General features: G+C 73.6%; 22 protein-coding genes. 7 read left to right on the plus strand and 15 right to left on the minus strand.

Annotated features, from left to right (window positions below):
• Positions 1-734: 734 nt before the first annotated feature.
• Entirely contained in the window at positions 735-3,002 is a 2,268-nt protein-coding gene (locus RVR_RS00070) for a hypothetical protein (protein WP_202231801.1), read from the minus strand.
• A gap of 336 nt (positions 3,003-3,338) precedes the next feature.
• Here RVR_RS00070 and RVR_RS39280 point away from each other — a divergent pair, with 336 nt between their 5' ends.
• Together RVR_RS39280 and RVR_RS00075 are read left to right on the plus strand one after the other, a co-directional pair.
• Positions 3,339-3,500, plus strand: a complete 162-nt coding sequence (locus tag RVR_RS39280) for a Helicase associated domain protein (protein ID WP_488165670.1) — start codon at positions 3,339-3,341, stop codon at positions 3,498-3,500.
• A gap of 78 nt (positions 3,501-3,578) precedes the next feature.
• Positions 3,579-4,133: an SMI1/KNR4 family protein gene (locus RVR_RS00075; RefSeq protein ID WP_202231802.1), complete on the plus strand. Its 555-nt coding sequence runs from the start codon at positions 3,579-3,581 to the stop codon at positions 4,131-4,133.
• Positions 4,134-4,185: 52 nt separating this feature from the next.
• Here the strand turns inward: RVR_RS00075 and RVR_RS00080 are convergent, their stop codons facing one another.
• Positions 4,186-4,488 (minus strand): hypothetical protein, encoded by a 303-nt coding sequence (locus RVR_RS00080; protein WP_202231803.1) that lies wholly within the window; start codon positions 4,486-4,488, stop codon positions 4,186-4,188.
• A gap of 76 nt (positions 4,489-4,564) precedes the next feature.
• Here RVR_RS00080 and RVR_RS00085 point away from each other — a divergent pair, with 76 nt between their 5' ends.
• Together RVR_RS00085 and RVR_RS00090 are read left to right on the plus strand one after the other, a co-directional pair.
• Positions 4,565-5,398 (plus strand): winged helix-turn-helix domain-containing protein, encoded by an 834-nt coding sequence (locus RVR_RS00085; RefSeq protein ID WP_202231804.1) that lies wholly within the window; start codon positions 4,565-4,567, stop codon positions 5,396-5,398.
• Between the two features lie 195 nt (positions 5,399-5,593).
• On the plus strand, positions 5,594-5,953 hold the full coding sequence (locus RVR_RS00090; protein WP_202231805.1) for a hypothetical protein: 360 nt from the start codon (positions 5,594-5,596) through the stop codon (positions 5,951-5,953).
• Positions 5,954-6,120: 167 nt separating this feature from the next.
• Here the strand turns inward: RVR_RS00090 and RVR_RS00095 are convergent, their stop codons facing one another.
• Both RVR_RS00095 and RVR_RS00100 read right to left on the minus strand, forming a co-directional pair.
• Positions 6,121-6,948, minus strand: coding sequence for a class I SAM-dependent methyltransferase (locus tag RVR_RS00095; RefSeq protein WP_202231806.1), 828 nt, complete (start codon positions 6,946-6,948; stop codon positions 6,121-6,123).
• Positions 6,949-7,175: 227 nt separating this feature from the next.
• Positions 7,176-8,993, minus strand: a complete 1,818-nt coding sequence (locus RVR_RS00100) for a glycoside hydrolase family 5 protein (protein WP_272933048.1) — start codon at positions 8,991-8,993, stop codon at positions 7,176-7,178.
• Between the two features lie 670 nt (positions 8,994-9,663).
• Between RVR_RS00100 and RVR_RS00105 the strand changes: the two genes are divergently transcribed.
• On the plus strand, positions 9,664-13,017 hold the full coding sequence (locus RVR_RS00105; protein WP_202231808.1) for an alpha-L-rhamnosidase: 3,354 nt from the start codon (positions 9,664-9,666) through the stop codon (positions 13,015-13,017).
• Positions 13,018-13,169: 152 nt separating this feature from the next.
• Here the strand turns inward: RVR_RS00105 and RVR_RS00110 are convergent, their stop codons facing one another.
• From RVR_RS00110 to lanM, 6 genes are all read right to left on the minus strand, one after another.
• Positions 13,170-14,072 carry an NADP-dependent oxidoreductase gene (locus RVR_RS00110; RefSeq protein ID WP_202231809.1) on the minus strand — a complete coding sequence of 301 codons (903 nt, stop codon included), beginning with the start codon at positions 14,070-14,072 and terminating at the stop codon, positions 13,170-13,172.
• A 156-nt stretch (positions 14,073-14,228) separates the two neighbouring features.
• Entirely contained in the window at positions 14,229-14,693 is a 465-nt protein-coding gene (locus RVR_RS00115; RefSeq protein WP_237404479.1) for a MarR family winged helix-turn-helix transcriptional regulator, read from the minus strand.
• 64 nt (positions 14,694-14,757) lie between these two features.
• The gene (locus tag RVR_RS00120) at positions 14,758-15,507 is read right to left on the minus strand and encodes an SDR family oxidoreductase (RefSeq protein ID WP_202231810.1); all 750 of its coding nucleotides are present in this window, start codon (positions 15,505-15,507) and stop codon (positions 14,758-14,760) included.
• 182 nt (positions 15,508-15,689) lie between these two features.
• Positions 15,690-15,869 carry a hypothetical protein gene (locus tag RVR_RS00125; protein WP_202231811.1) on the minus strand — a complete coding sequence of 60 codons (180 nt, stop codon included), beginning with the start codon at positions 15,867-15,869 and terminating at the stop codon, positions 15,690-15,692.
• Positions 15,870-15,930: 61 nt separating this feature from the next.
• Positions 15,931-16,110 carry a hypothetical protein gene (locus RVR_RS00130; RefSeq protein ID WP_202231812.1) on the minus strand — a complete coding sequence of 60 codons (180 nt, stop codon included), beginning with the start codon at positions 16,108-16,110 and terminating at the stop codon, positions 15,931-15,933.
• A 100-nt stretch (positions 16,111-16,210) separates the two neighbouring features.
• Entirely contained in the window at positions 16,211-19,660 is a 3,450-nt protein-coding gene (gene lanM / locus RVR_RS00135; protein ID WP_202231813.1) for a type 2 lanthipeptide synthetase LanM family protein, read from the minus strand.
• Between the two features lie 526 nt (positions 19,661-20,186).
• Between lanM and RVR_RS00140 the strand changes: the two genes are divergently transcribed.
• Positions 20,187-20,954 carry a thioesterase II family protein gene (locus RVR_RS00140; RefSeq protein WP_202231814.1) on the plus strand — a complete coding sequence of 256 codons (768 nt, stop codon included), beginning with the start codon at positions 20,187-20,189 and terminating at the stop codon, positions 20,952-20,954.
• A 137-nt stretch (positions 20,955-21,091) separates the two neighbouring features.
• Here RVR_RS00140 and RVR_RS00145 read toward each other — a convergent pair whose 3' ends face one another.
• From RVR_RS00145 to RVR_RS00160, 4 genes are all read right to left on the minus strand, one after another.
• Positions 21,092-21,481, minus strand: coding sequence for a hypothetical protein (locus tag RVR_RS00145; RefSeq protein WP_237404480.1), 390 nt, complete (start codon positions 21,479-21,481; stop codon positions 21,092-21,094).
• Between the two features lie 41 nt (positions 21,482-21,522).
• Positions 21,523-22,203 carry a TetR/AcrR family transcriptional regulator gene (locus RVR_RS00150; protein ID WP_202231816.1) on the minus strand — a complete coding sequence of 227 codons (681 nt, stop codon included), beginning with the start codon at positions 22,201-22,203 and terminating at the stop codon, positions 21,523-21,525.
• A 171-nt stretch (positions 22,204-22,374) separates the two neighbouring features.
• Positions 22,375-23,361 (minus strand): zinc-dependent alcohol dehydrogenase family protein, encoded by a 987-nt coding sequence (locus RVR_RS00155; protein ID WP_202231817.1) that lies wholly within the window; start codon positions 23,359-23,361, stop codon positions 22,375-22,377.
• 87 nt (positions 23,362-23,448) lie between these two features.
• Positions 23,449-23,883, minus strand: a complete 435-nt coding sequence (locus tag RVR_RS00160; RefSeq protein WP_202231818.1) for a MerR family transcriptional regulator — start codon at positions 23,881-23,883, stop codon at positions 23,449-23,451.
• 143 nt (positions 23,884-24,026) lie between these two features.
• Here RVR_RS00160 and RVR_RS00165 point away from each other — a divergent pair, with 143 nt between their 5' ends.
• The gene (locus RVR_RS00165) at positions 24,027-24,968 is read left to right on the plus strand and encodes an alpha/beta hydrolase family protein (protein ID WP_202231819.1); all 942 of its coding nucleotides are present in this window, start codon (positions 24,027-24,029) and stop codon (positions 24,966-24,968) included.
• Positions 24,969-24,990: 22 nt separating this feature from the next.
• Here the strand turns inward: RVR_RS00165 and RVR_RS00170 are convergent, their stop codons facing one another.
• The gene (locus RVR_RS00170) at positions 24,991-26,751 is read right to left on the minus strand and encodes a glycoside hydrolase family 35 protein (protein ID WP_202231820.1); all 1,761 of its coding nucleotides are present in this window, start codon (positions 26,749-26,751) and stop codon (positions 24,991-24,993) included.
• Between the last annotated feature and the right edge of the window lie 116 nt (positions 26,752-26,867).

Consider the following 26,867-nt stretch of genomic DNA (forward strand, 5'->3'; position numbering starts at 1 on the left):
CCTACCCCCACCCAAACACCACCGGACCACACCCCGACCCCGCTCGCCCACCCGAGACAACTGCACAACCCCAGCACAACCAAGATCAAAAACACCATGATCACCGGCCCGTCACAACGGACTGCGGCGTCGCCGGGCGTAAGTAAGCAGACATCCGGTCTTTCTCCTTGGGGTCTGAGAAGGCTTACTGCCGTGCTCCGGCCAAGGACTGCCGGCAGTAGGCCCCGCTGGCGGACTGGTCCCGGAAGTGTCACGCCCGACGACGGGTTCGTCCAGACGTCCCGTCAGGTGGGCCACCGCACACCGCCGACCACTAAACGCCCCGGGTGAACGGTCGTTGAACCAGGTGCCCAGTCGCTGCAGACCAGCCGGCCGGGACTGACCAGGTGCGGGAACTCCTCCCGCGTCTGAGAGGGGTCCGCCGCCCTGCTCCGGCCAAAGAGACTGCGGCGGCGGACCCCCGTCATCACAACAGCGCAATGCACATACGCCCTGGCCGGACGCCACAGCGAGCCGGAAGAAGGAGCGGGTGTACGCCGATGGGCCCGCAGCGCCGCAGCCCGGCAACTCGATGGGCCACCCGCAGCGCAGCGACGATGAGCCGGCTGTGCGCCGTGCCGGTCATCATGAAGCTCGGCGCAGATGCGGTAAGCACGGTGAGGCCGTGCCCGGCGCGTCGGGAGGTTCGCCCAGGGGAATGCCGGCAGTGGTCCAGTCGCTGTGGGCGCCGCTGACTACCGTGGTGTCTGGTGCCGGTTCCACCCGCGTGCTTTGACACTCAGGTCGTCCACGATCCTTTTCCACCTCCAGGTGTCCGCGACCCTCGCCAATGCGCTGTCTTCCAGATCCTCCAGGCGTTTGGCGGCGAGTTCGTCCAGTTCGGACACCAGCGCGCCGGTGTCGAGCGTGTAGTGGGTGGGGGGCCGCTCGGCGCGCAGTTTGGCAGCGATGTTGTGCAGGCGGTGTGCGGCCCGGTAGTAGGCCATCTGCGCAGGGGTGAGGCGGCGGACGGCATAGCCGCCGCACTTGCCGCACCAGTCGGCATCCTCTTTGTGCAGAAGCTGCTCGAGCGTCAGCAGATCGTCGCGGCAGCTGACGCCGCGGTCGCCCGCGTGCCGGCAATCCGGGGAGTGGCCCTTGCCTTCCACGAGGGGATCGGCGTTGGTAGTGTAGATCTGGACATCGGCCAGGAGGGCCAGCGGAATGCCGGAGGCGCTGTCCCACCGATCCTCGCTCGGGGCACGGAAGGGCCTGAGGTCGATGGTGGACATGGCGAGCAGCCCGTGCCACACCGCGTACGGCAGGGCGGCCGAGCGATGGCCGTTCTGGTCGTAGCCGCCGTCGAGGGTGCGCAGGTCCTTCACGCCGCGTGCCATGGCCAGGCAGCGAGGGTGGTGTTCGCGGTCGCGGTCGGAGTACGTCCGGCGCTCCATGACCCGCGGTCCTGCGGCAACGCCGAGATGTTCACCGAAGGACTGATCACGGCGGTCGTGGTCACGCGCGGCGGAGGGGTGCTCCTGGCCGGGTGCGTCGTCGGCCTCGGGGGCAGTGGGGTTCTTCTCCGGTTGGACTAGGTGGCCCGGCAGGTCGGAGGCACCGGCGATGATGATTCCCTGCCATCCCTGCCTGCAGCGCTCTTCCAGAGCGCTCAGGGGCAGCACCTGTGCACCCTGCTCGGCGGAAAAGACCAGGTAGAGCTGGTCGGCATTGCCCGAAGCGGCGCGCAGCGCTTGCAGGTGGCCGGCGGTGACCGGGCGGCGGTCGGCGATGGGGGTGTCGTCGAAGATTCCCGGGCCCATGGGTTCATCCTCCGCGGCCGCGGAACGCTCGCCGTCCACGGCCGCGGTAGCGCCGGTCACGGCCTGGTGCGGCGTGCTGGCCAGGGGAGAACGCTCCTCGATCAGACGGCCGGCGATGAGCTCTGGCACGCGCACGGTCACCGTTCCGCGCCCCCAGTCGGCGTCCACCAGGGAGGTGACCAGTACGCCCAGCCCCCACGCACCGAGACCCTTCAGCCATTTCCGGCCGCGCTCGTACGGCTCCTCCCCCGCCGCCTGCGGAAGTGTCACGGTCACGAGCACCTCCGCGGCAGCCCCGGTGGACGCAGTCTGCTGGGCGCGGTCCGCCCAGGTGGCCAGCAAGGCCCTGGCGGCTGCCAGGGCTTGGTCGCGACCCTTGCGCCTGCTGCTGATGCCATCGACGAGGTGATGCACGATCCAGGAGTGTTCCGACGGGTGATCCCAGCCGGCTGCGGCCTCACGCTGCCATCTCCCCCACAACGACCGTAGCCTGCGAGTGATGTCGGCCGTCGTACCCAGGACCGTGAACGCCTCGTCCTCGCCGGGAAGCTGCGGGGCTTCCATGAGTGCGACCGCTGCTGCGGTCAGCAGTCCAGCAGGGTCAACGAACAGCGCCGCCTGGCCGCGCAGGGCGGCCAGGTAGCGTTCCTTGACCAGCAGACGGGGCCGGGCCCACTGCTCCAGCCAGGGAAAAGCGAGGAGCGTCTGCTCGGCCTGGTGCAGGCTCGTCGCAGCGCCACGCCACTCCTCCAAGATCCCCTCCCGCAGCCGCTCGGCCTCCTCGCGCGCCTCACCGACGTCATCAGCGGCGTCGTCCTCGTCACTGCCAGGGTCCCGCGGTGCGCCGCGCAGCAGTGCGGCGGCGGCCTCCACCTCCTCCTGGCTCCACTGCTCGTCATCGCCTTCCCCGGTGTAGGAGCCGAGCTGGTAGAGCAGACCCAGGCCACCAAGAGCATCCAGGAAGATCCCCAGACCGGTCTCCCGCCGCACCCACGGCCCGTCACCTGCGCAGTGCGCGCACAGCCGGCCGACCACCGCCGCGTCCAGCGCCACCTGCAGCACACCCACCTCGCGGGTCCGCAGGTACCCGCAGCTCCTCACGGCGTGCAGCTTCGACTGCTTCCCCCCAGCCGCAAAAACCGTCACCCGCGTGCCCTCGAACGGACCAAGCGGAACATCAGGGGTCAACGCGTAACCCAGCACCAAGCCTCCCCAAACCATCGTCCCACTGAGCCTAGAAGCAGCCACCGACATCCCGCAGGCCAACGACACGTCCCCGCGGCACCCGGACACCACCCGTCCACGCAGGCCGGGCAAGCCCCCAAGTTCCCGACCGTGAGAAGTCGCCTCACTCAGAATGGGGCGCGCTCTCAAAACCAGGGTCACCGCAGGTCACAGACATGAAGACTGATGATCTGCCGATGAGGCACCGGGATGATCCCTGGTCAGTGCCACTATCGCAAACTCACTTGATCATTCTCAAAATTTGAGTCACCCCAGGTCACAGCCCCGAAGAACAATCACCGTGCCCCAAACTCACTGAGGCGACACACCCGCAAGGCCGTCGCCCACCTCAGCCAGCCGAACGGATCGCAGACCACCGTGAAGCTGGGGCTGCTCGTCGACAACTGCCGGCGCCGGGCCGACAAGCTGAGCGAGCAGCGGCGCGCGGAACTCGACGCCCTCGGCATGCGCTGGTAGAGACCGCGCGGCGATGGGCCGGACGCACCGCTGTATTCGGCTGTTGCGCTGTCGTACCTGTCGTCGACGATGACGGGCATGAACAACTTCGACCAACTGATTGGCCGCACCGCCACCAAGGCAGCCCAGGGCACAAGAACTCCTTCCCCTATACCTATTGAGCAACTGCAGCAGGCCGAGCGACTGCTCGGATTCCCTCTGCACCCACTTCTGGCAGCGCTCTACCGGCACGTGGCCGACGGCGGCTTCGGCCCCCAGCCCCTGCTCCCCCTCATCGGCGAGGACCCCGAAGACCAGGAGTCGTCCGCGGTCGGGAGTTACCTGGGCAGAACGGCCCCCGAGGCGGCTGGCTCCTGGTGGTCCTGGCCCCATAGGGTCCTGCCCATCATGGACCGGGGCTGCAACATCGTCACCTGCGTGGACTGCCAGGACACGCAGGGAACGGTCCTCCTCTTCGACCCCCACCGCACGCGTGACAGCCTCTCCCGCGGATGGCTCGTGGAAGCGGACAACCTCGCAGAATGGCTGGAGAACTGGCTGGCAGGCCGGGACCGGCACAGAGATCACACTGCGGACAAGGCATCTGCCATGCCCCCATGGGCCGACGCATCCTCACGCCTGCACTCGGACTGAGGACCCTCGGACCCGGAGAATGCGCCACCCACCATGGTCACGTCCGCCGGTGTCACGGGAGTGACTCACTCGGCGGTGTTGTCCAGCGCTGCAACCAGCCCGCGCTTGGGACTGTCGCCCCGGCCCGGTGCCAGACCGGCCCCTGGGGGCCGTGGGCGGTCAGGTCGTCCAGCGCGGCCACCAGCAGCGGCACCTTGCCGGGACCGGTGTGGAGGTCGAGGAAGCTGTGCTGCCAGTGCTCTGCGGTCAGGTTCAGGACGCGGTTGATGCGGGAGGCCAGCACGGTGCGGCCGGCGCCGATGAAGACGAGGGCGACCGGCGGTCTGCCCAGGCGGCCGGTGGGCCGTTCATCCATACGTACTCACGTCTCCTTCGTCGAAGTGAATGTCCACGCGCAGCATTGTTCGGAAGGCCGGCCCGGGGAATGTTTTATGACCAAGCTGTCACCGTGTAACAGCCTCCGGTCATTTCGGTGTGGCAGCCTCATGCGGCACGACCGCCGCCCGACACCCGAGCGCCCAGGAGCCAATCCGGCGCACCACCTTCTGCTCGTCAAGGCTGATGCGAACTGCGACGATTCCCTTGAGGCCGTACTGCGCGCCATGGGACACCGGGTGACCGCGGTGGACCGGGAGACGGAATTCCCCACCCGGGCACGCGAACCGCGCGACATGGGTGAAATGGGCAACATGGGCGAACTGGGCGACGCGGTGGACCTCGTCGTCCTCGACACCGCGGAACCGAATTCCGGCACCTTTGAGACATGCCGTCGAATTCAGGCCGAAAATCCCGTGCCTCTCGTCATTTTCGCCGCCCAGGGCAACCCGGAGGACGTCATCACCGGTCTGGAGAACGGCGCCGCCGACTATCTCGTGAAACGGGTGAGCGCGCGCGTCCTCGAAGCACGGCTGCAAGCCCTCCTCCGCCGCCCGGGACCCCGGACCCGACCCCGTCCCTCGGAACGGGTGCTCGACCTCGGACCACTGACCATCGTCACCGCGACACTGACCGCGGTCCGGGACGGCACGACGATCCGCCTCACCCCGACCGAGGCGCCCCTGCTGTGGGAACTCGCCGCCCACAAGGGCCGGGTGATGCCCCGGCGAACCCTGCTGGAGCGGGTCTGGGGACACCGGCACTCCCCAGGCGACCTCCGACTGGTCGACGCCTGCGTGTCACGGCTGCGCCGCAAGATCGAGCCGGACCCCTCGGACCCCACGCTGCTGCTCACGGTGCGCGGAAGCGGCTACCGCCTGCGCATCTGAACGTGAAGGGGCGGTCCCGGGCACCGGTCGGCCGGCGGCCGGCGCATCGGCGGGGCGGCGGGGCGGCGGGGCTCAGGGGGCGGCCTGTTCGAGGGGGAGGCCGCGCCCTGGGGGCAACCGGCTTGGGCACGGCTATGGGTGGGCAACAACCAGCGGTAGGGAAGCAGTTGTCACGCATGTCGGAGGAGACGCATCGTGAGACGCCCGTACCACTTCACCGCCCTGACCGCCGCGGCCGTGCTGGCCGGGGGCTTGGCCCTGACCGCCGCACCGCAGGCGGACGCCGCGACGAGCACCACGTGTTCCGTGGGACTGACCCAACTGGGCGGCGGTATGCCGCCCGCGTCGTTCCAGACACAGACGTCGCTCTGCCCCGGGTGGGCGGACTCCGGGCCCAACTACACGTTCCACATCACGACCATGCAGGTCGAGGTCTGGCTCAACAACCGCTGGGTCGCCGACGGCACGGTCAGCAACGTCACGACCGCCTGTACGACCATCAGGGTCACCGGCACGACCATCGGCGCCACGGGCTGCACGAACCTCTCGTCCTGACCGCACCTCCCCCGCGGAGTGCCCCTCGCGGACCTGTACGAGGCCGGGGCCGGGGCCCGTGGCCCGGGAGAGACCGACCCGGGCCGCGGTCGCCCCCCGCCACCCCGTGGAGCCCGGTGGACCGGACACCCGGGGCGGGGGCCAACCGGAGCCGACCGGGCCGGCCGTCAGGGCTCGCGGGCGGCGGCGTCACCGGTCGGCTGCGGCGCGCGGGCCGGCACGGTGACGCGGATCTTGGACTGGCCGTGCGGGCGGCGCTCCCAGTCCTCCATCAGCCGCGCGGCCAGGCCGTGCCGCTCCGCCAGTGCGACGAGCGTCTCCGCGCGGTAGTAGAAGTCCTCCCGCAGCACCTGGTGCTCGGCGCCCAGCGTGCGGTCGAAGGTGAAGTCGAAGTAGCCCCCGGGCGCCAGGACCCGCCCCACGTGCGCAAGGCACTCGTCGATCACCGGCAGGGGCGAATGCGAGAACACGCTGTGCGCGTGCACCACCGTGAAGAAGCCCGACGGCAGGAAGTCGAAGGTCAGGTCGTTCGCGAGCGTCAGGTGCGGGAGCTTGTCCTGGAGGCCGTAGCGGACCACCGTGCCCTTCGCCTCCACCAGGATGTCCGGCGAGATGTCGATGCCGTGGTAGTGGCCGGGCTCCAGATACTCGATGAACCGCCAACCCGCCCGCAGGTTCCCGCACCCGATCTCCAGCATCCGGTCTCCCGGCACCAGCCCGTGCCCGACCAGGTAGTCGAACTGCATCCGGCCCAGGGCCAGCCAGCGGTCCATCGTCGCGCTCCCCACGGCGTCCTGCGGGCTGCGCGCGGTGTCCGAGGCCATGACCGCGCGGTAGTACGCCACATGGTCGCGGTGCCGGGCACGCAGCCAGGCATCACGCGCCGAGCGCCGCACATAGGGCCGGATCCGCTCCGGATGGCGCAGCGCGTAGCCGATCTTGTGGGCGAGTGACGCGCGGTTGGCCAGCAGCCGCGACGTGGTCCGGTCCGCCATGACGCCTCCGCTTCCTGTCCGGTCCCCCACATCGTCACCGCGGACGTGCCGACCCGCACCCCGGAAGCCGCCCTGCGAGTGGTCCCCGAGCGCCGCGGGGGTCACCGCGGCGCTCGGGGACCGGGCCCGCGAGGAAGGCGCGGGCCCGCCCGGACTCGGCCGGATCACCCTGGCCGGCATCCCCCGGGTCACCACGCGCCCGGGTCGCCACACACCCGGTGGCCCGGTCAGCGCAAGGGGCGGCACAGCAGGGCCGCCGGGACGCCTCCCGCCAACCACTTCCAGGTGTAGGCGACGCCCGCGACGTACTCGTCGTCGGCGCACTGGCCCTTGTAGGAGCCCACCGCCCAGTCGCTGGCCGTGGAACCGCCGGAGGCGGGTCGGTTGTCGCCCTGGTCGAACCAGACGTCCCGTCCCGTCGTGGGCGGGGGGACCGCGGCGGGCGCGCACAGCAGCGCCGCCATGGCGTCGTTGTGCACGCTGTACCCCACGGCGACGGTGGCGTCCGGGCACTGGAGCTTGCTGTAGCCGGACGCCCAGTCCCCCTCGGTGACGTACCGCTCGTCGGTCACGACGGTGAACGCGCCCGCCGACCGCTGCGGCTGCCCGGAATCCGTGCACAGGCCGCGGCCGTCACCGCGGCCGAGCCCGGCCAGACGCTCGGTGTCGGGGCACACCCCCTTGCGGTTCCCGCTGGACCAGTCCGGCAGCGCGAGCATGGTGGCCGAGGTGTCCTCGTCCGCGAAGTCCAGGTCGAGCATGTTCCACCGGTCGGGTCGCGCGACCGGGCCCGTCACGCTCGGGGCGGTGACCAGCGCGTTCCAGTCCGCCGCGCGCCAGTCGCCGGGGTCGGTGATGCTGATCGCGTTCCCGGACCGGTCGTACGACAGCGCCGCCCAGTTGTCCTGCGGCGTGCCGTCGGCCGCCGTCCACCCCACCAGGGGCCACACCGCGAAGTCCGTGTCGTCGCCGATCAGGATGTCGGTGAACGCGTCGAACCACGCCTGCTCCTTCGGATCCGCCTCGCCGCGGCCCGCCGCGCCGAACTCGCTCACCCACACCGGCGCGGTGAAGTGCTGCCCGGCCTGGGTGACGAACAGCGCCTCCTGGTCCACCGCGGAGGCGAGCTGGGCCGGGGTGAAGTCCTCGTACCTCGGGTCGCTGGTGGCCCCGAGCCCGGAGCCGGCCCCGCTGTTGGCCGGTCCGGTGTAGGCGTAGAAGTGCGCCGAGTACACCAGCTTGTCCGACGCGATCAGGGTGTTGGACACCGTCGCCACCGGGGTGAGCATCGGCCGGCCGTGCGGCAGCCCGTCGAGCGGGATGCCGTACCAGTTGATGCCCTCCATGATGATCAGCAGGTCCGGGTCGTCGGCCAGGATCTCGTTGCCCGCCTCCTCGAACGCGGCGTACTCGTCGTGCGCGTCGCCCGAGCCCCAGTTGGGATCGTCGAGCACGTCCCGGCGCACCTCGTTGCGCAGGTCCGCGCCCACCACCCGCTTGTCCGCCCGGTAGCGGTCCACCATGAACAGCCAGTCCGCCTCCCACTGCTGAGTGCTCTGCCCGCTGTTCCACCGCTCGTTCCCGTCCACACCGCAGCACCAACGGGACGTCGTGGTGTGGTCGTTGAGGATCACCGCGAAGCCGTCACCGGTCAGCGCCGCGACCACCGCGTCGTAGACCTGGAGCGGAGTGTCGCCACGCAGTTGCGGGTTGGCCGCGACCGCGGAATCCGGCACGGGCGTCGTGTCGTGGATCATCGCGTCGGAGAACGGCAACCGGACGCTGTTCAGGCCCAGGCCGTGGAAGTCGGCCAGAATCCGTGCGACCGGCGCCCGGTCCAACCCCAGCGGCAGGCCGTACGACGGCTCCCCCGCATGGTTCTGCGCGGGATCGTCGACAGCGCCGCTGCCCTCCCACGTGCCCTGCGCCCCCTCCCAGTTGCCCGCTTTCAGCTTGAAGCGGTCCCCGTTCGCATCGACGACGTAACGGCCCGCGGTACTCAGCGGAGCGGTCCACGACGCCGCGAGCTGCGCACCGGTCAACACAGTCGGCGCCGCCGACCCCGCCGCTTCCGGCCCCGCTCCCGCCGGTGTCCTCGCAGCCGAGGCGGCCGAAGCGGCGGAAGCGGCGGAAGCGGCCACGCTTCCGGACGTCCCCGGCGCCGCGCCGATCAACGTCCCCGCGACCGCCGCCACGGCCACCGCCACCCGCGCGGCCCGGCGCGAGCGCCCAGGTGCCGGGACCCACGTGATCCACTCCATCGAAGCGCCCCTTCCAGCAACGGATGCGGTACCCCACAGGTTCGGGCACCCGGCCGGCGAACACCACAACCGCGCACGCACGCGAGGCCCCCACCCGTCACTTTTCAGCCCCGCGGCACGCACCGGAGCCGCCCTCGTTCCACCCCCGCCCCCCGCACCACCCCGGCCGGCAACGCCCGGGCAAACAGGGCCGCCCCGCCGGAAACCCGGGGCCGTCGCACACCCCGGCAGCAATCGGAACGTTTCAGACACCCCGCCATATGCCACCCCCGGCCGACCCGCACCGGCCCCGCGGGGGTGGGCTCCCTCGTCCAACCTGTGCGGCCGAAGACGGTGACACGCACGGGATTTAGCCGTAAGTTGCCCTCGCAAGCCCCTCCCCCCGCATCCGCCTCGCGCGGTGGCCGACCGCACACGCGAGATTTGAAACGATTCATTTATGGAGAGGAACATCATGAAAAGCCACGATTCCGACGCCCCCGACGCCCCCCGCGACGCGGGCGCCAGCCGCCGCCAGTTCCTGGTGCTCGGCGGCGGAACGCTCGGCGCCCTGGGCCTGAGCGCGACGGGCCTGCCCAGCGCGTCCGCCGCGCCCGCGAAAGGGACACCGGCGGCCTCCTCGCGCACCGTCACCCCCCGCGGGCTGCGCGCCGCCGCGATGACCGACCCGGTCGGCATCGACGTGCCCCGCCCCACCCTGAGCTGGGAACTCGCCCTCCCCGCGGGGGCCGCGCCGGTCGCCGAGCCGGTGCGCCAGAAGGCGTACCAGATCCAAGTGGCCACCAGCAGCCAGGCGTTCGACCACGGCCGCCCCGACCTGTGGGACAGCGGACGCGTCACCGGCGCGGACACCTTCGCGATCCCCTACGGCGGAAAGCCGGTCCCCGCCCGGACCCGGGCGTACTGGAGGGTGCGGGTCTGGGACGAGCACGCAGGCGCGTCCGCCTGGAGCACGCCCGCGTTGTGGGAGACCGGCCTGCTCGACGCCGAGGACTGGACCGCCCGGTGGATCGGCAACAGCCAGTGGGAGCAGCCCTACGGCATCACCGCGCCGCTGACGGCTCCGCAGACCGCACGCTACGTGCAGATCACCGTCAGCGACCTGGGCCGTCCCGCGTCCGCGCTGGACGACACCGTGAACTGGAAGCCGCAGCTTCAGATCTCCGAGATCACGGTGCTCGACTCCGCCCGGCCCGGGGTCGACCTCGCCCGCGGTGCCGCGGTGACCGCCAACGACTCGCTGACCGTCCCCGGCCAGTGGGCCCCCGAATACCTCACCGACGGCAAGCTGACCTCCCGTGAGGCGCCGTACGGCTACCAGAGCACGGTGCGCGGCGACACCGACATCTCCGACGACCCGGTCACCCTCACCCTCGACCTGGGCGCCTCCGTGTCCTTCGACTCGGTCGTGGTCTACCAGCGCTGGGACGCGCCGAGCCAGTGGGGCATGACCCCGGACTACCCCCGGTCGCTGACCGTGTCGGTCGCCGACGACCCGGCCGGGCCCTTCACCCTGGCCGGCACGGTGAAGAAGGACGACAAGCCGTACCCGCCGTCCAGCATGCACCAGGCACCCGCCGCCCTGCCGCTGTTCGCCAAGGACTTCTCCGTCGAGGGCGCCGTGGACCGCGCCCGGCTCTACATATCCGCCGCCGGCATCCACGCCGCGAGTGTCAACGGCCGCGCCGCCACCAGCGCGGTGCTCGAACCGCCCAACACCAACGCGCTGGTCGAGATCCCCTACGCCACCTACGACGTCACCGATCTGCTGCACACCGGCGCCAACACCGTGGGCGTCGAGATCGGCAACGGCATCTGGGACATCTTCAACACCCTCGACAACCCCAGCCGCTACATCAAGGCCACCGCCGCCTTCGGACCGCCGCGGCTCATCGCCCAACTGGAGATCCGCTACAAGGGCGGCCGCACCCAGACCGTCGCCACCGACAGCTCCTGGCTGACCACGCTCGGACCGACCACGTTCAGCAACTGGTACGGCGGCGAGGACTTCGACGCCCGCCGCGTGCAGCACGGATGGGACCGGCCCGGCGCCGACCGCGGCTCCTGGGACAAGGCGTCGGCCGCCGGCCCGCCCGCCCCGGGCACCGCGCTCGTCGGCCGGACCGCACCGCCCGTGCAGATCGTGGACGTCCACCCCGCCGTCGCGGTCACCTCGCCCTCCGACGGCGTGTACGTGATCGACTTCGGCGTCAACAGCGCGGGCTGGCAGCAACTGCGGATGCGCGGCCCGGCCGGCACCACCGTGAAGATGCTGCCCGGGGAGAAGCTGACCGCCGCCGGCGCCGTCGACCAGTCCACCACCGGCACGCCCATCTACGACAGCTACGTGATGGCCGGCACCGGGGAGGAGATCTGGCAGCCCCGCTTCGTCTACCACGGCTTCCGCTACGTGGAGGTGCAGGGCCTGCCCGCCGCCCCCGCGCTCGCCGACGCCAAGACGCTCGTGCTGCGCACCGCCAACGCCGCGGCCGGCTCCTTCACCTCCTCCGACACCCTGCTCAACAGCATCCACACCATCATCGACCGGTCCGTGCAGAGCAACATGTACTCGGTGTTCACCGACTGCCCGCACCGCGAGAAGCTCGGCTGGCTGGACCAGACCGGACTCGCCCTGGGCGCGGCCACCCGCACGTACGACATCGAGGCGTACGGCCGCAAGCTCGTGCGCGACATGGTCCAGGCGCAGGCGGCCGACGGCATGGTCCCGACCACCGCGCCGGAGATCGCCCTGTTCGCCGGCGCGTACCGCTACGACGCGAACTGGGGCGGCTCCGTCGTCCTCGTGCCCTGGGCGCTGTACCGCGCCTACGGCGACCTGCCCACCCTGCGCTCCACCTACCCGGCCATGAAGCGCTACCTCGCCTACCTGACCGGCCTGACCACCGGCAACCTCCTCGACGGCGGACTCGGCGACTGGGAGACCGTCGAGACCACCACCACCCCGACCATGCTGGTCCAGAGCTACGCCTACCGGCGGCTGGCCGGCACCCTGGCCACGATCGCCGGGGTGCTCGGCGAGAAGGCCGACGCCCGGCGCTACCAGGCCCTGGCCGACGCGATCACCACCGCGTTCAACGCCGCCTACTTCAACGCGTCCGGCGCCACCTACGCGACCGGCTCGCAGACCGCCAACGCCCTCGCCCTGGACGCCGGGTTCGTGCCGGCCGCCCACCGGGACGCCGTGCTGTCGACGCTGATCGCGTCCGTCCGCGCCGCGGGCAACCACCTCGGGACCGGCGAGGTCGGCCTGCCCGCGGCCCTGCGCGTCCTGGCCGACGCGGGACGCCACGACGTCATCTGGGACATCGCCAGCCAGACGACCTACCCCAGCTACGGACACATGGTGGCCACCGGCTCCACCTCGCTGGCCGAGTCCTGGGGCGGCATGGGCACCAGTTCCTCCCAGAACCACTGGATGCTCGGCGCGCTCGAGGAATGGTTCACCGCGGGTCTGGGCGGCATCACCCAGACCCCCGGCTCCGTCGCCTTCGGCGACCTGTCCATCGCCCCGGCCGTCGTCGGCGACCTCACCTCCGTGGATTCCACCTACCGCACACCGCAGGGCACCGTGGGCAGCTCCTGGAAGCGCTCGGGCACCTCCCTCGCGCTGACCGCCTCCGTCCCGCCCAACACCACCGCCACCCTCAGCGTCCCCCTCGCCCCGGCGGGAGGATCCCACGCCGAGGTGACAGCGCCCGCCGGCGCCGCGCTCCTGCGGCGCGACACCGCCACCGCCGTCTACCGGATCGGCACCGGCACGTGGAGGTTCACCGCCCGGCCGCGCTGACCGGAGGGCCCGCGCCATCCGCGGCGCCCACGACGCAGGACCGCGCGGCGGGCCCCGGGACCGATCCGCACGCACCGGGGCGCGCCGCCGTCCATGACGGCCGGGCGGGCCGCAGGGCCGCAGGGCCGCAGGGCCGCAGGGCCGCAGGGCCGTCAGAGCGTGAGGACGATCCGCCGGCGCACCTCGCCGCTCTCCAGGAGGCGGTGGGCGCGCGCGGCCTGCGCCATGGGGAGGGTCATGCGCTCGCGCATCACCAGCCGGCCGTCGGCGAGCATCGCCATGGTCTCGGCGAGGGCTCCCGGCGCACGGTCCGGGGAGGGGTGGGAGAGGGTGACGCCGAAGTCGGCCGCGGCGGGGTCGGACAGGGTGATCACGCGTTCCGGTCCCCCGGCCAGTTCGACCGCGTCCGCCAGCGCTCCCCGCCCGGCCGCGTCGAAGACGGCCTGGACACCGCCCGCCCGCCGGACCTCCGCCACCAGCCCGGGCCCGTAGCGGACCGGGGTGGCACCCAACCGGGCGGCCAGCGCGTCGTCCCGGGCACCGACCGCGCTGATCACCTTCACCCCCTGGGCGACGGCGAGTTGGGTGGCGATGACGCCCACCGAACCGCCGCCGCCCAGGAGCAGCAGCGTCTCCCCCGCCGTGACGCCGAGCTGCCGCAGCACCCCGGCGGCCGCCTCCGCGGAACTCGGCAGGGCCGCGGCGTCGACGAAGGACACCGGGGCGGGCTTGGGCGTCCAGATCGAGGCCAGCGCGTATTCCGCGTAGCCGCCCAGGCCGAAGAGCAGCGCCGCGACATCGTCACCGACGAAGGTGCCCGTCACACCCGGGCCCACGGCGTCGACCGTCCCCGCGACCTCGAAACCCAGCACGGCGTCCGGCTCCAGCGGGAACGCCTTCAGACGGCCGGACCGCAGGTCGAGATCGGTCGGACCGACCCCGGCCGCGGCCACCTTGATCCTGATCTGGCCCTCGGCCGGCTCCGGCAGCGGCACCCGCGCCCAGCGCAGGACCTCCGGCGGCCCGAACGCGGACAGCACCACGGCATTCGGCATGACTCCTCGCTTTCCCATGCACAGTTCACGGTCCCCCACGGCCGAGGGCTTCACGACTCCACGCGGCACCGGTACGACGTCCGAACCCGCTTTGGATGACGCGTCATCTATATACGGCCGGGGAACTCCGACCCGCCGCGACCGCGGCGGCCCGGGTCAGCGGTCCGTGGCGCTCTTTCCGATGACCGTCTCGGATATCTCGGCCAGCATCGTGATCTGGCCCGGGGTGAGGTGGTCCAGCAGCAGCCGCCGGACGTCCTCCACGTGCCGGGGCGCGGCCGCCTCTATCGCCGCACGGCCTTCGGGAGTGACCGCCACGTACGCCCCGCGTCCGTCCTCCGCGCACTCCTCGCGGGCCAGCAGGCCGCGCTTGACCATCCGCCCGAGGTGGTGGGACACCCGGCTCTTCTCCCACCCGAGCACCTTGGTGAGTTCGAGGATGCGCAGCCGGCCGTCGCGGAGGCGGCTCAACTCGGCCAGCACCGCGTAGTCGGCGCCCGACAGCCCGAACTCCTCCTGCATGACCCGGCCGGCCTCGCTCACCACCAGATCGTGCATCCGCATCATGCCCCGCCACGCGCGCTCCTCGACCGGGGTGAGCCAACGCGGTGCCGTGTCCATGCACGCATCGTACGAGAGGGGGGCCGCCGGCACGCCCGCGCCCTTCGCCCCGCCGCGCGGGCGCTCAGACCTGGTTGGCGCCACCGTCGACGTACATCTCGGTGCCGGTGATGAAGCTGGACTCCGCCGTGGCGAGGAAGAGCGCGAGGCTCGCGACCTCCTCGGGCCGCCCCATACGGCCCAGCGGGACCCCGGCGGCGAGCGTCTCGCGCAGTTGGGCGGCCTGCTCCTCGTCGGGGGCCAGGCCGTTGAGCCCGGGGGTCGTGATCGGTCCGGGGGAGATCGTGTTGACGCGGATGCCGCGGCCGCGCAGCTCGTTCGCCCAGGTCCGGGCGAAGGAGCGGATGGCCGCCTTGGACGCGCCGTAGACGCCGAACGCCTCGCTGCCGACCGCGGCCGCGGTCGAGCCGGTCAGGATCACCGACGCCCCGTCCACCAGGAGCGGAAGCGCCTTCTGGACGGTGAACAGCGTCCCCTTGACGTTCGTGCCGAACGTCGCCTCGAAGTGCTCCTCGGTCACGTCCTCCAGCCTGGCGAACGCGCCGCCGCCGGCGTTGGCGAACAGCACGTCGATACGGTGCCCGGCCTCGGCGACGGTGGCGTAGAGCCGGTCGAGGTCCGCGAGGTCGGCGCTGTCGGCCTGGACGGCCGTCACGTTCCCGCCGATCTGCGCGACCGCCCGGTCCAGGGAGTCCTTGCGGCGCCCCGTGACGTAGACGTGCGCGCCCTCCCGGGCGAAGCGCTCCGCCGCGGCGAGCCCGATCCCGCTCGTACCGCCGGTGACCACGGCCGTCCTGCCGTCCAACTGTCCCATGACACGCTCCTTGCTGCTTCCGGATGGCCGGACGGCCACCCTGCGGTTCAATCTTCAACCACCATAACCCAACTGGATGACATGTCAACCATACGTCGATGAGACGCCCGGCGCGTCCACCGGGGAGGACGCGTACGGGCCCCGTCCCGTCACCGGGGCGGGGCCCGCGAGCCGCCGGACGATCAGTTGATCGAGCAGTCCGAGCACAGCGTGGTGTCGCAGCAGCTGAACGAGCCCTGCCAGCTCGCCACGACGCTCCCGCCCTGGACGACGTCCTGGACGTCGAGCGCCTGAAGCGGACCGCCGCCGGCCACGCCGGGCTCGGCGTACGCCTTCCAGGCGCGCACGATGTCGTTCTCCATGGGTGTCACCTCCCTTCTCGTCAGTCGCGCGGGGGGCGGCTCACAGCGGCCGCCCCGACGGTCAGAAGCCGGTGCAGCCCGCGCAGATGGTGGTGTCGCAGCAGCTGAACGTGCCCTCCCAGCTCCCGATGACGCCACCGCCCTTGACGACGTCCCGGACGTCCAGCGCCTCCAGCGGACCGCTCACGGCCACACCCGGCTCGGCGTACGCCTTCCAGGCGCGCACGATGTCGTTCTCCACAGCTCTCACTTCCCTTCTCGTCGGTAACCACCGCTCCCCGCCCGTGCCGGACGGGGAGCCCCGCGGAGGGCGCACCCGCGCGCCCTCCGCGGCCCGCCGGTCACACCGGCGGGAGCAGGAGGACCGGGGGGACCCGGTCGGGAGCGGCCACGCGCAGCAGCCCGTGGCCGACTCCGGACAGGCCGGTCATGAGGCCGGGAGTCGCGATGCCGCCCGGGGTCCCGCAGACCGGGCCGTTCCGCTCGATGCGGGCGACCAGCGCGGCGGCCCGCTCGCGCCATTCCAGGCGGCCCCGCTCCCAGCCCAGGTCGCGCGCCGCGGCGAACAGTTCGAGGTTGCCCGACTCGCCGTGGCACAGGCTGTCGTTGCCCTGCCTCCTGAAGGCGGCCGTGCCGGCCAGCGCGCGCCGCAGGTCCGCCCGCGCGTCCTCGTCGCCCGGGTCGGCGGCGGCCGCCCGCGCCAGGCCCACGCCCGGCGCGCCGTGGCACCACGCGAACAGGTTCCCCGGCGGGTCGTAGCGGCGGTCGGGCCAGTTGCCCGTGCGCGGGTCGAAGCCCGCGCGCTCGAACGCGAAGGCGCGCCGCGCTGCGGCGGCCGCCTCCTGGTCGCCGCTGCGCCGGGCGTGCCGGAGCAGCGCCCAGCCGATGCCGGATGCGCCGTGCGAGAAACCCAGCAGGGCGCGGCCGTCCGGGCCCGGCCAGGACAGGTGGCCGTCCTCGGGAACGGCGCCGGCCAGCAGCACCTCGACGCACCGCTCAGCGAGCGCGCGGGCGGCGCGCCCGAGGCCGCCCGCCCGCGCGGCGGCCTTCCCCCCCGGCGCCCCGGCCCGCTCCCCGGCCTGCTCCCCCGCCGCGCCCTCGTCCGCCTCACCGGCCAGCGCCTCGGCCACCGCGAGGCAGCCGGCGATGCCGCTGATGACGTCGTGTCCCGCCTCCGGGCCCAGCCCGCGCCGGATCATCTCCAGCAGGGGACCCGCCAGAGCCGCGGCGTCCGCCGCCGCCGTGCCGCCGAGCAGTTTCCCGCACGCCGCCAGGACGTAGGCGAGGCCGCCGGCTCCGGTGAAGGCGCCGGGCAGTCCCTCGGGGTCCTGCCCGTCGGGGTCCGCCAGCAGTTCCCGCGCCCGGCCCGCCACGGGCGCCAGCGCGGCTAGGGCCTGCGCCGCGCGCCGCTCCTCACCGGTGACCGCGGCGAGCTGGGCCAGGAACAGCGCGACCCCGCCGTACCCGTTGTAGAGGTCCATGCCGAGCGGGCGCACCGACCAGCGGGTGTCTTCCGCCAGGTCCAGCCCCAGCCAGCCCACCCGGGGGCCGTCGCGGTAGGCCGTCGCCGACAGCCGGTCCGCGATGGCGTCCGCCTGGGCCAGCGCCCGCTCCGCCAGGTCCGCCGGTCCCCCTGGCGCCGGCACGGGGGACGCGGGGACCCCGGCCCGTTCGGCGGCCCTCCCCTCGGGTCCCGCCCCGGTGTCGGCGCGGGTCGCCAACTGGGCCGCGATGATCCACTCCTGCTCGGCCAGGTGGCGGCCGCCCAGGGCGCCGAGGGTACGGCGGACCAGGTCCACCCCGGACTCCGGCAGCAGTTCCCCCACCGGGGTGCCGTCCGCCGCCCGGACCTCGCGCTCCCCGGCCAGCGTCGTGAAGAGCGGGACGTCGCCGGCCCACAGGTCGGCCACCTCGAACCGGGTCAGGCGCGCGCGGAGCGGGTCGGCGGCGCCCCTGGCCCACAGCACCGCGTACACCTGCTCGCGGTCCAGTGCCTCCCGCAGCACGTCGGGATGGGTGGTCTCGGCGAGCAGCACCGAGTACTCGTGGGTGGGGCGCGGGATCACCCGCACGGGGTCGGCGGCGAACCGCTCCGGCGCGAGGAGTCCGGCCGCCGACGGGGCCAGCGCCTCGTAGCAGCCGCGGTAGCCCGCGAGCAGGTCGGCGGCGTAGCGCACCGCGTCCAGTTCCACACCGTCCAGCCGGGGGCGGTTCGCCGCGTCGCGCAGGACCGGCGTGACCCGCTCCAGGCGCATGGTGTCCGTGCCGGCGCCCGCCCATCCCGCGATCCGGTACGGCAGGGCGGCGTCGGCGCCGCCTCCCATCCCGCCCGCGTCGAACGCCTGCCCGTCCGCGCCCACGATCACCGCCGGCAGCAGCCCCACCCGGCCCACCGACTCGCGGTACGCGTGCGCCGCGGGATCGGTGTCGTGGACCCCGCTGCCGGACGGGCGCGGCAGGTCGGCGCACAGCAGCGTCTCCAGGTCGATCGGTACCGGCCGGTCCCCCGCCGCGATCAGGTTCTCGAAGTGGAAGTCGACGCCGCCCAGGACGTGCAGCACCGCCAGCAGCGCGCCCTGCCGCCGGAAGTACCGCGCCGCCGCCGGGGCGTCCGGGCACGGCGCCGCCGTGATGAACTCGCTCCAGCCGTGGTCCCCGCGGTCCACGACGGCCGGCACCCGCAGTTCCGTCCCCGCCGGCAGCACGGCGTTGCACCGCTCCACCACCTCGGCCACGTGCCGGTGCAGGGCGGCGGGGCGCGGCTTGTACGCGACGCGCGCGCCCGACGCGAAGGTGGCGATCCCCGCGGACCGGCCGCCGGCGTGGGTGTCCCCCCGTCCGAGGTCGAGGGCGGCCAGCGGGCCCGGGTCCGTTCCGCCGAACAGCTCCGCGGCGAGCGACGGACGGTCGGCGGCGAGCCGCCGGAGGAACTCGGCGTGCACCTGCGCGACCCGTTCCGCGGCGGCGACCAGCGACCGCGCCAGCACCGCGTACTCGTCCAGCAGTTCGGCGAGTCCCTCGGGGCGGCGGAAGTGGCGGACGAACGACGCGAACCGCGCTTCGGGCGTGTCGCCCTCCAGCCGGCCCGTCACCCGCAGGACGTTCAGCTCCATGACGAGGACCCGCATCGCCAACTGGACCGACTGCCGTGCCGCCTCGCGCCGTACCGACGCGACGACCGCGGGGAGGTCCGCGCGGCGCGCCTCCTCGGCGGCACGGTCGCGGGTGCCGGTGGTGGCGGCGGTGGCGATGTCCGTGCCGGTGGCGGCTTCGGTGCCGATGTCCGCGCCGACCGCGGCGTGGAACAGGCGTACGGCCTCACACACGAACGGGTCCAGGATCCGGGCGAAGTCCCGCTGCCAGCCCGTCCCCCAGGCGGGTTCCGGCCCCTCGCCCTCGCCCCGGCCGTCTCCCGCGGAGGCGGCCACCCGCTCCACGTCCCGCGCCCACCCGGGCCGGGGGACCCGCCGTGCCAGGTCCTCCGGCGGTTCCCCCAGCAGCCGCCACAGGTCCACCGGCGTGCAGCCGTACGCGGCGGCCTGGCGGTCCACCGTGTCGGCGGCCAGGTCGGCGAAGGCCGCGCGCCAGCGCGCCATCCGCAGGTCCGCCAGCCGTCGGGCGTCCGTGCCCTCGGCCAGGTCCACCGCGGGGACACCGGCCGCGCAGCGCTCGTCCAGGCGCAGCGCCCGCGCCCACCACGCGCCTTCCAGGGCCGCGCGCCCCCGCCGCTCCCAGGGCATCGCCAGCGGGCGCTTCGCGGCCACGCCCTCACCCAGCACCTGCTGCGTCACCGCCGCAACCTCCCTCACCCTCCGGTGCGGCCGGTGAGGCCGGTCCGCCGACCGGATACGAGACGGTCCGGGCACCAGGCCAGGCACCCGCCTGATTGGAACCCGGCAGGGCACCCGACGGCATGGGTGCTGGCCACCCACATTTGCCGCCGGCCGGGCGGCGCGGCGGCGCGGGACGGTGGGGCGGCGCAGGGACGGCTCGGCGGCGCAGGGCGATGGGGCGGCGCGGGCCGTCCGCCCGCCCGTGAGCGGAGGTGACGCCTCGTCAGGGCGGTTCAACGCAGGCCGGGCCGGGAGCCGTCGGCACACCTGGCGCGGCCGGGACCGGCCGAACGACGCGGGGCGCGGGGCGGGCGGGCGCGAGCGCCGGTTCCCGCGCGGATGACGGCGCTTCGCTCCCGGCGATGCTACTGATCGTCCGGTCCCGGCAACGGTACGGTGAGGACTCGCTGCTGCCGGACGACCTGTCCGCCGAGAGCTGCGGGAGATCGCCGAGGGCGTCCTCCGCGACACAACCGTGGACTATGTGGAAGGTCCGGAGATGGTGGAGTCCGGCAACCCCTGGGTGCTGACGTTCGGGGAGCCGCCCGTGCCCCCGGGCATCCGGCTGTTCTGCCTGCCCTACGCGGGCGGCAGCCCGCACTCCTTCCACACGTGGGCGGAGGCGCTGGACCCGCGCATTGAGGTCGTCGCGGTCGCGCTGCCCGGCCAGGGCCACCGGATCAGCGAGAAGCCGCACGAGGACTGGACGGCTCTCACCGCCGACGCCTTCGCCGCGCTCGAACCGCTCCTGGAGCAGCCGCACGCCTTCTACGGGCACAGCTTCGGCGCGCGGCTCGGTTACGAGCTGGCCCGGCTTGCGGCCGACCGGTATCCGGGCGCCACCAGGCGGCTGTTCGTCGGCGGGTGCCGCAGCCCGCAGTGGCCGCAGGACCGCCCCTACATGCACGAGCAGCCCTACGACGGGTTCGTGGCGTCGCTGCGGAAGCTGGGCGGCACGCCGACCGTCGTCCTGGACCACCCTGCCCTGATGCGGTCGCTCTTCCCGTCCCTCCAGGCCCAGATCCGGCTCGCCGAGCTGTGGGAGGACGTGCACGGGGCGCCCACGACGGTTCCCGTGACCGCGATGTACGGGCAGGAGGACCCGATCGACGGCGAGGCCGCCATGCGCGGTTGGGCCGCCTTCGGCGGTCCGGGAAGCGAGGTGCTGGCCATGGCCGGCGGGCACTTCTTCCTGGACGCCGATCCCGCGAGCGTGCTGTCGGTGATCGACGCGCGGCTGAGCGGGGTGTGACGGCCGCGGTCGCCGCCGCGCTCAGTCGGGGGTGCGAGCCGGTGGCATCGGGCTTGCTCGGCCGACGTGACGGCCGCCGTCGTCCGACCCGCCGCGCCGGCCGCCGGTGGACGGCCCCTCGCCGCGGGAGGCGCGGATCAGTCGTCGCGGCCGCGGCGCTGACGGTTCCTCAGGCGCGGCAGCGGGCGCGAGGCGGCCGCGGCGGCCAGCGCGGCCGCGGCCAGCAGGGCCAGGCGCCCGCCACCGGCAGCACCGCCCCGGAGACCGCCCTCGACCTGAGTCTCACCCTGGACCTGAGCTTGAGACCCTGCCTTGCCGCTGCCCGCCTGGCGGCCATGGGTCCCCGCCTCGCACGCGCGCGTCGGTCGTCGAGCACCGGCAGCACGAGCAGGGTGGTCGAACGGCTTGTCGTTCGCGATCCGGCCGGTCGTCCGCTCGCCCGACCCGGCGCGCTCGGCGGGCTGGAACCGCGTCATCCCCGCCCGCTTGCGCGGCCGACGCACCAGAGCCCGGGGGGTCTCCGCCACCGCGTCGCCCCTCGCCCTTCCGGGTGACCGGAACGGCGGGCCTACCCGGACGCCGTGTCACCTGTGGCGGGTGTGCCGGCGCGGGGCGGGGGTTCGGTTGCCGGGTCGCCGGACGCGCCGCCGGCGGGGCGCAGGGTCGCCAGGAACGCCTCCGCGGCGTCCTGGACCCTCGCCCGGTCGCCGGTGGCGAGCAGGTCGAGCAGCAGGCCGCGGATCGTGGCGATGACGAGGGTGGCGGTGCGCGCCGCAAGTGCCGGGTCGGCGTCCGGGCCCTGTGCCTCCCGCAGGACCTCGCTCCAGTCGGCCACGACGTGGCCGAGGAAGTCCGCGAACTGCTCCGGGTCCTGGAGGGCGCGTCCGTAGACCGCGAAGAACAGCCGGAACTCGGGGCCCTGGCCGGGGTCGGAGGTCCGCTGCCAGACCGCGCGCGCGGCGGCCTCCAGGCCGCCCGGCCCGGCGGGGGCGGTGGCCTTGCCGGTAGCGGTAGCGGTAGCGGTAGCGGTAGCGGTAGCGGTGAGGATCCGCTCGCGCAGCCGGCCCAGGACCGCCTGGAGCATCTGCTCCTTGGAGCCGAAGCGGTGGACCAGGGTGGTCGGCGAGACCCCGAGGGCGGCCGCGACCGGCCGCCAGGACAGGTCGTTGAACCCGTGCTCCACCGTGTGGTCCACGACCGCGTCGAGCAGTTCGGCCCGCCGCTCGTGGTCCACGGGACGCCCCGCCATCGCCACCTCCATGTGTGTCACGGCCCGCCGGTGCGCGGCCGCCGGCTCTCCCGGACGCCGGCCGTCCCGGCCGCCGCTTCCCGGACGCCGGTGCCGGCCGCACCCCGGTGCCGGGTACCAGTCTCCGCCACCGGCGGCCACCGGTGCGCCGGGCGTGCGGTCACCTGGTGATCACCCGGCGGTCACCACGATCTTGCCGGGGCCCTGCTGCCCCTCCTCGAGGTAGCGGTGGGCGGCCACGACGTCCTCCAGCGCGAACACCCGGTCCACGGCCGGGTGCAGCGCCCCGGTACGCAGACCGGCGCGCAGGAACGCGGCGATGCGGCGTACCGCGACCGGGTCGAGGGTGTGCTCGAAGCTCATGTACCGGTGGGTGGTGATGGCGTTGCCGGGGTAGGGCGCGGGCCGCGGGTCGAGCCAGCCGACGGTGACCAGGGTGCCGGTGAAGCGCCTGGTGGCGTTGGCGAGGGCGGCGAGGCCGGGGCCCATGACGGAGTCGAGGACGACGTCGGCGCCCGCGCCGCCGGTGTGCCGGCGGGTGGCCTCGACGACGTCCTCCTCGTCGGTGGCGACGACGGCGGCCGCGCCGGCGGCCAGCAGCGCGTCCCTCTTCGCCGCGTGGCGGCTGACGGCCAGCGGGACGGCCCCGATCTGCCGGGCGATCTGGAGGGCGGCCAGGCCCACCGTGCCGGACGCGGCGGTGATCAGGACGTGGTCGCCCGGCCGGGTCCCGGCCTTCTCCACGAGCGCGCCGTAGGCGGTGGAGTACGCCACCCACAGCGCGGCCGCCTCGGTGGCGCCCAGGCCCGCGGGCCGCTCGATCACCCTGGCGGCGGGGAGCACGACGGTCTCGGCGTAGGTGCCGCCCGCGGTCATGTCGGGGACGGCGGTGATCAGGACCGCGTCGCCCTCGGCGAGTCCCTCGACGCCAGGGCCGACCGCGTCGATCGTGCCGGTGCCCTCGCAGCCCAGGCGGGCGTGCGGCAGCCGGGCCGGCATCGGGGCGGTCCCGGCGCGCACCAGCGCGTCGAGCCGGTTGACCGCGAACGCCTCGATCCGCACGCGCACCTCGCCGGGTCCGGGTTCGCCGGCCGGTTCGTCCACGACGTGCAGGACCTCGGGTCCGCCGGTCTCGTCGAAGATGACGACTCGTGACATGGGTGTGCTCCTCACTGGGGACGGGCGCGCGCCTCGCGACGCGCCGTCGGCGACCGCCTCCATTCTTTGTACGGTCGTTCAATTAAGTCAAACGGCCCGGTCGGGGGATGTCCCGGCGGAGGATGCCTCGGCAGGGGGTGCCCCGGCGGCGGACCGCGCGCGGCAGGAGACGCCGGTGCGCAGGTTCCCGGACGCGCCGCCGATCACCGCGTCGAGCCGGTCCCGGGTGCGCAGCAGGTCGGTGACGCGCCGGTCGACCCGCTCGCGCTCGGCCGCGAGGCGGTCAAGCAGTTCGGGCGTGGCGCGCCCCTCGACCACGCACGGCATGAGTTCCACGATGGTCCTGCTGGACAGCCCGGCGGCGTACAACTCCTGGATCAGGCGGACCCGGTCGACCGCACCGTCCGGGTAGTGGCGCTGCCCGCTGGCGCTGCGCTCGGCGGTGAGCAGGTGCTGTTCCTCGTAGTAGCGCAGCGCCCGGACGCTGACCCCGGTCCGGGCGGCGAGTTCTCCGACGCGCATCTCTTCTCCTGTCGGCGGGGTGCGGCGGTCCGCCGCAGGACGGGGGCCGCGGCATCTTGCCCCTGACGTCAACGTCAGGTTTTAGCGTAGCCACGCCCCGCCGCATTCCGCACGCGCGGGACCCCGAGGAGAGAAGCGCGCCCATGCCCCGCTACGAGACGACCGGTCTGACCGGCCCCTCCCCCGTCGCCGCCGTGTCGGTCGGCCCCGTCGTACTGCCGGCGCCGGACCGCGGCACCGACCTGCACGTGCGCGTCAGCGCACCGGTCACCGGCACCGGCCTGCCGGTCGTGCTGTTCGCGCACGGCTTCGGCTCGGACCTCGACGGCTACGCGCCGCTGGCCGCCCACTGGGCCTCGCGCGGATTCGTGGTCGTCCAGCCCACCCACCTGGACGCGAAGCGCCTCGACCTCGCCCCGGACGACCCGCGCCGCCCCAACCTGTGGCTGCACCGCGTGCGGGACATGCGCCGCGTCCTGGACGAACTCGGCACCCTGGAGGCGGCGCTGCCCGGCCTGGCCGGGCGGGTGGACCGGAGCCGGGTGGTGGCGGCCGGGCACTCCTTCGGCGGTCAGACCGCCGGCCTCCTCGTCGGTCAGCGCGTCACCGACCCGCTGACCGGACGGGTTCAGGACCTGTCCGACCCGCGCGTCACGGCGAGCATCCAGTTGGCCACCGCGGGCCGGGGCGGCGACGACCTGACGCCGTACGCCCGCGAGCACGTGCCCTGGCTGGTCGGCCAGGACTTCTCGGCGATCACCGCGCCGGGGCTGGTGGTCGCCGGCGACCGGGACGAGTTGCCGCTGTCCACCCGGGGCCCGGCCTGGACCGCCGAGCCGTACACCCTCGGCCCCGGCGCGAGGAGCCTCCTGACGGTGTACGGCGGCCGGCACTTCCTCGGCGGCATCTCCGGCTACGGCGCGGCCGAGACCACCGACGAGGACCCGGACCGCCTCGCCCTTGTCCAGCACGTCACCCTGGCCTACCTTCGCCATGTGACGGGCACCGGCGACGGCGACTGGGACGCGGCGCGGGCCGAGCTGGCCGGCGGTTCCCATCCGCTGGGCCGGCTGGAGTCCAAGTGACCGCGGCCTCGGCCCGCCCGCCTCACTCCTCCTCGGGGCCGAGGTCGGGCGTGTCGCGCAGCGCCACCGTGGTCCGGGCGGCGGTGTGCAGTTCCAGCACGACGACCTCGTTGGCACCCGCGCGCAGGACCGGCGCCGGCACGTAGAGGGTGGCCTGCGGGCCGCGGGACCAGAAGCGGCCGAGCGGGAACCCGTTGATCCAGGCGTTGCCCTTGGTCCAGCCGGTCAGGTCGAGGTAGGTGTCGGCCGGGGTCTCCACGTCGAACACGCCGCGGTGGAAGGCCGGGCCGACGGGGGGGCGGTCGGCCGCGGTGAACTCCAGCCGTTCCAGGCTCGCCGCGGTGAGCGGCAGCGGGCGGCTGGTCCAGTCGCGCAGTACGGCGCCGTCCAGCCGCGCCTCGCCGAGCAGGCCCTTGCGGTCGTGCAGCGCCTGGCCGTAGTTGACGCGGCCCTGGTTCTCCACCAGGACCTCCAGGCGGGCGCCGGCGCGCGGCACCGTGAAGGCCACCGCCGGCTCGTGTCCCTCGCGCTCCAGCACACCGGCCGGCTGCCCGTCGACGAACACCTGGGCGCGGTCGCGCACGTCCTGGAGGGAGAGCACCGCCGGTCCCGGCTCGGCGAGCGTCGTCCCGTAGAGCACGAACCCGAAGTCCTGGCCGAGTTCCTCCATGGACAGCGGGCGCGGGCCGCGGACGGCGTCGCCGAGCAGGGGCGCGCCGTCCAGCAGCGGGGCGGTGCGGTCCAGGGTGACGCCCAGGACGCTCAGCTTCTTCGCGGGCGGCGGCGCGGCCTCGTCCGGCACGGGCGCGTGACGGGCGATCACCTCGCGGAAGGCCGCGTACTTCGGGGTGGGGTCGCCGGCCTCGTCGAGCGGCGCGTCGTAGTCGTACGAGGTGACGGTGGGCCGGTAGGTGTGCTTGTCGTTGGCGCCGTTGGTGAAGCCGAAGTTGGTGCCGCCGTGGAACATGTAGAGGTTCACCGAGGCGCCGGAGGCCAGGACGGCGTCGAGTTCGGCGGCCGCGTCGGCGGCGTCGCGCACCACGTGGACGCCGCCCCAGCGGTCGAACCAGCCGTTCCAGAACTCGGCGACCATCAGCGGCCCCTGCGGCTGGTGCGCGCGCAGGGCGGCGAGGCCGGCGGCGGCGCGGCTGCCGAGGTTGACGGTCGCGAGCACGCCGGGCAGGGCGCCGCGGGCGAGGTCGCCGGGCTGGTCGCAGGTGAACAGGGGCACGTCCACGCCGCCGTCCCGGAGCAGGTCGGCGATCCGCCGCAGGTGACCGGTGTCGTCGCCGTAGGCGCCGTACTCGTTCTCGACCTGGACGGCCAGCACCGGGCCGCCGTTGCTCGCCAGGTGCGGGGCGACCACCGGCAGCAGGGCCCGGAAGTAGTCCTCGACGGCGGCCATGTAGCCGGCGTCGTTGCTGCGCAGCCGGACGTCCTGCCGCGCCAGCAGCCAGGACGGCAGCCCGCCGCCCTCCCACTCCGCGCAGATGTACGGGCCCGGGCGCAGCAGCACGTGCAGGCCCTCGGCCGCGGCGAGTTCGAGGAACCGGGGCAGGTCGAGCATGCCGGCCAGGTCCAGTTCGGCGCCGGGGCGCGGCTGGTGCAGGTTCCAGGGCACGTAGGTGTCGATGGTGTTCAGGCCCATCAGGCGGGCCTTGCGCAGCCGGTCGGCCCACTGCTCGGGGTGGACCCGGAAGTAGTGCAGGCCGCCGGAGATGATGCGGAACGGTTCGCCGTCGAGCCGGAAACCGTCGGGTTCGATCCGCAGTTCCTGGGGCATGGGGTCCTGCTCCTTCCGGGGAGCGTCGTCGAAGCAAGGGGATGGTTGCGCAACCATCGGTGTGCGCGGGTCGGTCCGGGCGCGCCGAAGGGCCCGGCGCGCACCGGGGGTCCGGT

Source organism: Streptomyces sp. SN-593 (assembly GCF_016756395.1).
GTDB lineage: Bacteria > Actinomycetota > Actinomycetes > Streptomycetales > Streptomycetaceae > Actinacidiphila > Actinacidiphila reveromycinica.